The sequence below is a fragment of the Alloscardovia omnicolens DSM 21503 genome (assembly GCF_000420505.1).
In the GTDB taxonomy this organism is placed as follows: Bacteria; Actinomycetota; Actinomycetes; order Actinomycetales; family Bifidobacteriaceae; genus Alloscardovia; species Alloscardovia omnicolens.
In genome coordinates this window covers 21,159-28,911 of sequence record NZ_ATVB01000020.1, presented here as the reverse complement: position 1 = coordinate 28,911, position 7,753 = coordinate 21,159, and the positions used below count along the sequence as shown (strand labels likewise).

Below are 7,753 nucleotides of genomic sequence, written 5' to 3'. Positions count from 1 at the left end.
TCCTCTTCTTTCGGCAAGTTAGACAGCGTAGTCATGCCTAGGTGATTATACAGTAGATGTATATAATAAAACTCTTTAATTACAGTTTGTGCGACCTTCTCAACCGAGTCTTTATTTTGTCTACTGCCTCAGACTGTTTCATATGAACACCGCCATTATCATGACTGCTGTAGTGCACGGAGATTGGATTTATTTATAACGGTATGATGCCACTGGTGGTGCACAATAATGAACATATGACTGTTAGACCAATGAATCAGCCTTAGAGTCCCTTGTCGAGAGAGAGAGAGAGAGAGAGAGAGAATAGTGCTCAATTATCCTTCGTCATACTTCAGGAGAACGCAAGATGGCTAATCATGATTGGGGGAAGCAATTAGACAAAGTTGCCAAATCGCTTCCAAAGATTGTAGAAGATGTTTTTAATAACGCGCTTCTGTCTCAGCAACCTGTTGCTATTGAAACAGTTGCTCGTCTGCGCCGTTTAAATCCTGAGTATACTCCTGAACAACTCATCAAAAAGATCAACAAAATTTATATCAGCTCAGCAACTGCCTCTGGTGCAGCAGCAGGCATAGTAGCTGTGGTACCGAATGGCGTTGTTCAAGTTCCTGCAGCACTTGCAGACTTAGCAGTCTTTTTAGAATCATCCGTTTTATACGTTTTAACACTTGCAGAAATCTACAATGTTGATGCAGAAGATTTCGAAAGACGCAAGTTCCTTGTTATGACAGCTCTTCTTGGGGACGCAGGAGCTAAACAGGTTGTGAATGCTCTCGGAAAGAAAACTATTCCATATTGGGCAAAGACTATAATTAACAAAATTCCTATGCATGCTATCCAAGCAGCAAATAAAGTATTAGGATCTCGCTTTATTGCTAAGTACGGCACTAAGCAAGGCGTACTTGTATTAGGCAAGCAAATACCTTTTGGATTAGGAGCCGCTGTTGGAGCTGGTAGTAATGCTTTCTTTGGCTATGCCGTTATGAAAACAACTAAAAAAATACTCTCAACACCACCTGCAGATTGGGAAAAGAATGAACATGAGAAAGAATAAAGAACGTCTTTCTACCACGCCCAATTCATCGCATACCACAGAATCACCAGCTGCATAATAAGCATGAGCGGCACGCCTATGTAAAAGTAATTCTTCTGTGTTTTGTGCCGAAACATATACATGCCCAACAAAGCACCAAGTGCGCCACCAAAGTAAGCCAGTCCAAGCAAAGTTACGATTTTCACACGTGAAGTGCCTCGGATAGCTGCGCGCTTATCCACAGCAAAGGCAAGAAAGCTCGCTATATTCACAATCGCCAAGAGCCAACACAGCCACCATCGCTGGGCGAAAAACGCCCACACATTCCAATCCCACGTCATGCGCACATGCCCACTTAGAACAAGCGCAACCACCGCATCAATCATGAGCATACACGCCACAATCACGCGCGTAAGCATGGTTGCTTTATTCGCAGCACGGTAGAATCCAATAAAAGCAAACGCAATACCTAGACCACCACCACACACTGCAAGCAAGCCGAGCACAGCGTCAACAATCGCACTACCCTCACCAGAACGAGCAGAACCACCACTCGCCGTTTCTAAGCGCGCTAAGTAAGCGCAACAAATCAAAGCAGCAATAAAACCAACCGCATTAACGCCAATCAGATAATAAGCAAGCAGAACACTCATGTTCGATTCTTCTACCAAGTGCGAGCGTAATAAACGCAAGCGCTCATACACGCTTCTTCTCCAACGCACGCTTCTTCCACCATGCTCGAACGTAGTACCACACGTAGCACAGAGCCATAAACGGAATCATATAAAACACAGTCGTACGCTGAGAAGAGTCGAACAAAATCAAAATAAGCGCCACAACAGTCATAATCAAAGCAAGTGCAGGAATAAGCGGATACGCACGCACTTTGTAAGCTAAATCATCCACGCTCTTGCCTTCGCGAGCACATTGGCGTCTAAACAGCACTTGACACACGACAATAGCAGCCCACACAACCAAAGTCGCCAATCCGGACACCGCTACAAGCACTAAATACACAGAATCTGCCGCATAAACCGAGCTGAGCAGACACACCATGCTACCCACCATCGAAATAATCACAGCAAAAACAGGAACACCTCGCGTATTGGTTTGCGCCAAACGAGGAGAAATCATATCTTCTTTAGCCAGCGACCACACCATGCGAGCGCACACATAAAGTCCTGAGTTCGCAGCCGAAAGAACGGCTGTAAGCACCACAAAGTTCATCAAATCAGCCGCAAAAGGCACGCCAATCGACTGGAAAACGAGTACGAACGGCGACGTGCTCACACCCGACTTATGCCACGGAATGAGCGCGGCCATCACGCCGATCGAACCGATAAAGAACAGAACAAGACGGAAAACTGTGGTATGAATAGCTTTCGGGATTGCCTTGTGTGGATCTTTCGTTTCGCCTGCAGCTACGCCCACAACCTCAGTACCGGAGAAGGCGAAAATAACGGTGAGCAGGGTCGAGAAAATCGGAACGATACCGGTAGGGAACCAACCGTCCGCGTAAAAATTGCTCAGCCACGGCGCCCCCGAACCGGCAGAACCTGCAGAAACAGCACCAGACATCGGCACAATCCCTATAATCGCCGCCGCACCCAGCACAATAAAAGCAACAATCGCCACTACTTTAATGCTGGAGAACCAGAACTCCGCTTCCCCATACATGCGCACGCTCATCAGATTGAGCGCCAACACAGCAAGCATAAACAGCGCTGACCACACCCACGTAGGCGAATGCGGGAACCAGAACTTCATCAGCATACCGGCAGCAGTAAATTCCGATGCCAGCGCAACCGCCCAGTTGAGCCAGTACAGCACCGCAACAGTAAACGCAGTTCCCGGTCCAATAAATTTTTTCGCATACAGATGGAAACTACCCGCGTACGGCATTGCCACAGACAGCTCCCCCAAACACAGCATAACGCAGTAAACGAGCAGCGAGCCGGCAGCGTACGCGAGGATAGCACCGAGCGGTCCGGCCGCGTGAATCGTTTCGCCGGAGCTGACGAACAGACCGGTTCCGATAACACCGCCGAGTGAGATCATGGTCAGATGGCGCGAGGACATGCGGCGCTTGAGTCCGTCATGATTATTCGCCACGGTTTCTTTCTGTGTCATGCGCTCTCTCGCTTTCCTTTGGCTGCGCGCAGTGCGCGGACATTCCTCGGCTAAGTTTAGCGGCACCTCGTTATAGCGAGCGCGGTAAAAGAAAACGCCTTACCGCGCGCGAGCATCAGTAAGGCGTTTGAGAGCGAAATATTCAGTTATGCGCGAGCGCGTTCGGCCGCGTATTCCTCGAGGAGGAACTGAGTGAGGCGCTTGCCGTCTTTGCCGAAGAGCACAGCCATAGAGTTGATTGGCATCGTCTCCAGGAACATCTGAACGCCCACGTTATCCTCTGGGATAGTAGGTAACTCGCCGGATGCTCCCAGCTCGAACATGCGTTCAACTGCTCGAGAACCGTATGGATCCTTCTTGAACTCCCCGAAGTTGGACCATTCGTTCAGTTCTGCGTAGAAGTCGTCTCCCGCAAGCTCAATCGTTTCACGTGAAACGATGTCGCGTGAGGATGTGCCGACTTCAATACCGTAGGCGCCAGCCACAACGCGCCAACCCCCGTCATGCTCAGACCAGTAAGCGAAAGCACGATTGTCGAGCTCAAACTCAACGCGAGCGGATTCACCTGCTGCAAGGAAGACCTTCTTAAAGCCCTTGAGCTCGTGAACTGGACGCTGTACTGGAGAGGAGTCGGCAGGGTTTACGTAGACCTGTACAACTTCGGCACCGTCAACTGCGGAGGTGTTTCGCACGGTTGCACTCACACTCGCAGAAACAGCTCCAGTAACCTCAACCTCCACATCGCTAATCTCGAAAGTCGAGTAGCTTAAGCCGAAGCCAAATGGATAGGCCACGTTCACATTGTACGTGTCGTAGTAGCGATAGCCCACGAAAACACCCTCGCCGTAGTCGACGATGCGATCGCCTCCAGGCCAATTGAGCATAGAAGGATCATCAGTAAGATTCAGTGGCACCGACTGCGCGAGCTTACCGGATGGGTTCGCGTCGCCGAAGAGAATATCTGCTACCGCGCTTCCTCCAGCCTGACCGAGCAGCCAGGTTTCCAGTACTGCCGCCGCATCTTCTTGCCATGGGTTCATCTGAACCGCAGAACCATTAGACAGCGCTACAACCACGCGAGGATTCACATCGGCTACGCGAGACAGGAGCTCAATCTGCTTAGCTGGCAAGTTGAGGTGCGTGCGGTCAAATCCTTCAGATTCTTCAGGCTCTGGCAGACCCATATATACCACAGCTACGTCTGCAGCAGCAGCCGCATCAACAGCCTGTGCAGTCAGTGCAGGGTCTTGCTCCGCAGAATCCAAAGTAAAGCCCGGAACAAAGCTATACGAGGCACCGCGCTCTTCCAAAGCATCAAGGAAAGAGGTCATCTTTGTTGGGTTAATATGCGAAGAGCCGCCGCCCTGATAACGTGGTGTACGCGCAAACTCGCCAATCACCGCAATATTCGTACCTTTGTGAAGAGGTAATAATCCGCCTTCGTTCTTAAGCAGCACAATCGATTCTTGAGCCGCACGACGAGCCAAAGCGTGGTGCGCGTCCTTGTCGAACACGAAACCTTCGCGTTCCATCGCAGCTCGTGCCTTCTCCACCAGGTCGAGCATGCCTTGAGCCATGGCATCTAACTGCTTTTCGTCTAAGCGGCCATCGCGCACAGCAATAACGACCTCGTCATCGCTAAAGCTTGGAGGCATCTCCAAGTTCAAGCCGCCCTTGAGAGAGTCAACACGGTCGTGCACAGCACCCCAGTCACTCATCACAATGCCTTCAAAGCCCCACTCTTCGCGCAGAACCTTGGTGAGCAGCCAATGGTTTTCCGAACCGAAAACACCATTGAGCTGATTGTACGCGCACATAATCGTCCACGGCTGAGCAGTCTTTACGATGTGCTCGAATGCTGGCAAATAAATCTCGCGCAAAGCACGCTCGGAAATACGAGCATCGATACGTAAACGATCGGTCTCCTGATTATTGGCCGCAAAATGCTTCAACGATGTGCCCACGCCCTGAGACTGCACACCTTCCACAATGCCAACAGCCTCATGGCCTGCCAAATATGGGTCTTCCGACCAATATTCGAAGGAACGACCACCCAAAGGGTTGCGCTTAATGTTTACGCCCGGACCCAAAATAACAGCTACGTCTTCCTGCACACACTCCTCGCCCATGGCCACGCCCACTTCGCGCACCAAATCTGGATTCCACGAGCTCGACATACCTGCTGCTGGAGGGAAGCAGGTTGCTGGAACAGTATTCTTCATATCCAGCGCCGCAACCTCAGAGTTTTCCTTACGCAAACCGTGAGGACCGTCAGTGAGCATATAGCCAGGAACACCAGCGCGCTCAATAGCTTGGAAATGCCATGCGTCACCACCCGAGGTGAGCGAAGCTTTCTCTTCAAGAGTTAAATCGTGTACATTCACCATTGATTGTCTCCTTACCTTACTCACTCAGACATTTAGCTCAGTACTACAGCCACATTCCAGCGGCCGATAGTCAGCTGATCACCCGCGCTCACCGCATCACCTGCAGCAACCGCGCCGCTACCAGCAACCTTACCGTCCTGGCCAATAGTTACCGGCGCAACCAGAACTTCGCCCGAAACAGGAGAAGCAAAAGTTACTTCATCAGCACTGTAGTTTAAGAAGTACGTAGCTGTTTTGCCTTCAGGAGTAATGGTTTGACGAACCGTCACCGTGCCAGCCACAGCAGCACCCACAACTTCGATACCCGCATGTTCTACGGCTTCACGCAAGATCTCGCGTGTTGCTTCAGGCGTTGGCAAAGTAGCGATATACTGGGCATCACCCTGACCGAAAGCATGGCGAGTAATAGCTGGATGCGAATCCCAAGCATAGTGATCATATGAACCGAGAACTTCAACCCCACCCGCAGAAGAACCACCATCAACATTCAACAGCTCAATCAAAGCCTCCGCACCAAAGGTCTCGGCCGCAGAACCGCTCACCGTCACTGCACCATCTGGACGAGTGAACTGGTTGTAGCTCACACCGAACACATCGGTTAAGCCGTGAGGAGCAGCATCTTGCCACACCGTCGTATTCTCATCGCAGACAAACGAGCGCAAGGTAGACACCAAGTGACCGCCCTGCTCCACGTAGGCACGCAAATTATCAATCGTGCTTTGAGGAGCCACATACAAAGCAGGAGTGAGCACCATATCGTAACGATTAATACGCTCAACTTCAGCATTAACTGGGATAATATCGACTTCCACATTCAACTCGAAAAGAGCATCGTAGAAGCGGCGCACCACATCGTTATACATAACAGTGCCACCCCATGGGAAGCCGGTTTCGAGCTGGAACCAGTTGAGCGCACTCAATGCTTCATTCGATACCATCATCGCCACACGGTTATTTTTGTGTGCATGAACCAAACGACCACCACGAGCAGGATTAGCCATTTCTCGACCAAATACCCCAGCTTCTTCATAGGTCGGATTCTTCGCAAAATCGTGTGAAAGCACACCCTTCCAGTAGGTTTCGAAAGAGTTGTGAATCGAATGCCAATGCCAATACATCACGCCATCAGCACCATTAGCCACATGAGAGTAGGCTTGCAAACGCAACTGACCCGGATACGGCAGCCATCCGTGCTGACCCTGCGCCTCAGTTTCGAGCACAATAAAGTTCTTACCGTCCTTCACCGAACGAGCAGTATCGCCACCAAAAGCAATCTCTTTACCAGTCAAGCGCTCTTCTGTTGGATGGTAAATATCGACGCCCGAAATATCGAGCGCACGTCCTGCTTCGAAATGGTTAACCGCCGGCTGCACGCCGAACGAATAACCGCGCCACTCATAATCAAAATTATGCGTAATAAACTGATCTTCGCGAGCATATTCGCGCACAATATCTGCCTGCCAAGCCAAGAAATCAGCCACAACACTGCGACGGAATTCATCGAAAGCGCCACGCAACGACTGATTAATAGATCCATTAACATCAGGGAAGTTTTCCCACGCATCTACTCGATTCGACCAATAATCCAAGCCGAAAGCCTTGTTCAGCTCATCTGTGGAGTTATGGAAGCGCTTACGCAAGGACTGCACGAAAAGCTTTTGCATATCTGGACTGCAGGAATCATAGTATTTCGTTTCGTTATCCACTTGGAAACCGATAACCTGCGGATGAGGTGCTGTGTGTGAGATAAGTTTACGGATAATACGTTCAGCATAGAAACGATACGTACCGTTAACGATATCCATGTTTTGACGCGCACCGTACTTCGCTTGCCCAGTATTATCCTGCACAGCAAGCACATGCGGATCTAATTCCACAAGCCAACTTGGAACAGCAGCGGTTGGAGTGCCAATAATAACCTTAATATCATAGCGAGCAGCAGCTTCTAAAGCGCGGTCTACATGTGCAAGGTTAAAAACGCCCGGTTCTGGCTCTTCTGTGCTCCATGTAAATTCAGCAATACGAATAACATTCATGCCAGCTTCACGCATCATAGCAAAGTCTTCATCGATACGCTCAAGATTGTGCGGCAGAATATATTCATCGTAATAGGCCGCTCCAAAAAGGAAGTCATCTACCTGATTTTTTGCCATTATTTTCCTTAAACCTGTAACTTCTAAGCTTAGGCCGCCGGACTTACCCA

General features: G+C 50.0%; 5 protein-coding genes. 1 reads left to right on the top strand and 4 read right to left on the bottom strand.

Translation table 11 applies throughout. From position 1 onward, the window contains the following. Positions 1-346 precede the first annotated feature (346 nt). Positions 347-1,054, top strand: coding sequence for a hypothetical protein (locus G464_RS0107405; protein ID WP_022857338.1), 708 nt, complete (start codon positions 347-349; stop codon positions 1,052-1,054). Positions 1,055-1,065: 11 nt separating this feature from the next. Here the strand turns inward: G464_RS0107405 and G464_RS10230 are convergent, their stop codons facing one another. The 4 genes from G464_RS10230 to G464_RS0107385 all read right to left on the bottom strand — a co-directional run bounded on the left by G464_RS10230 (position 1,066) and on the right by G464_RS0107385 (position 7,703). Then, positions 1,066-1,686: a DUF1294 domain-containing protein gene (locus G464_RS10230; protein ID WP_204370560.1), complete on the bottom strand. Its 621-nt coding sequence runs from the start codon at positions 1,684-1,686 to the stop codon at positions 1,066-1,068. A gap of 43 nt (positions 1,687-1,729) precedes the next feature. Then, positions 1,730-3,163 carry an amino acid permease gene (locus tag G464_RS0107395; protein WP_022857336.1) on the bottom strand — a complete coding sequence of 478 codons (1,434 nt, stop codon included), beginning with the start codon at positions 3,161-3,163 and terminating at the stop codon, positions 1,730-1,732. 146 nt (positions 3,164-3,309) lie between these two features. After that, entirely contained in the window at positions 3,310-5,550 is a 2,241-nt protein-coding gene (locus G464_RS0107390) for an exo-alpha-(1->6)-L-arabinopyranosidase (protein ID WP_022857335.1), read from the bottom strand. A 32-nt stretch (positions 5,551-5,582) separates the two neighbouring features. Then, the gene (locus G464_RS0107385) at positions 5,583-7,703 is read right to left on the bottom strand and encodes a beta-galactosidase (protein ID WP_022857334.1); all 2,121 of its coding nucleotides are present in this window, start codon (positions 7,701-7,703) and stop codon (positions 5,583-5,585) included. Positions 7,704-7,753: the final 50 nt, after the last annotated feature.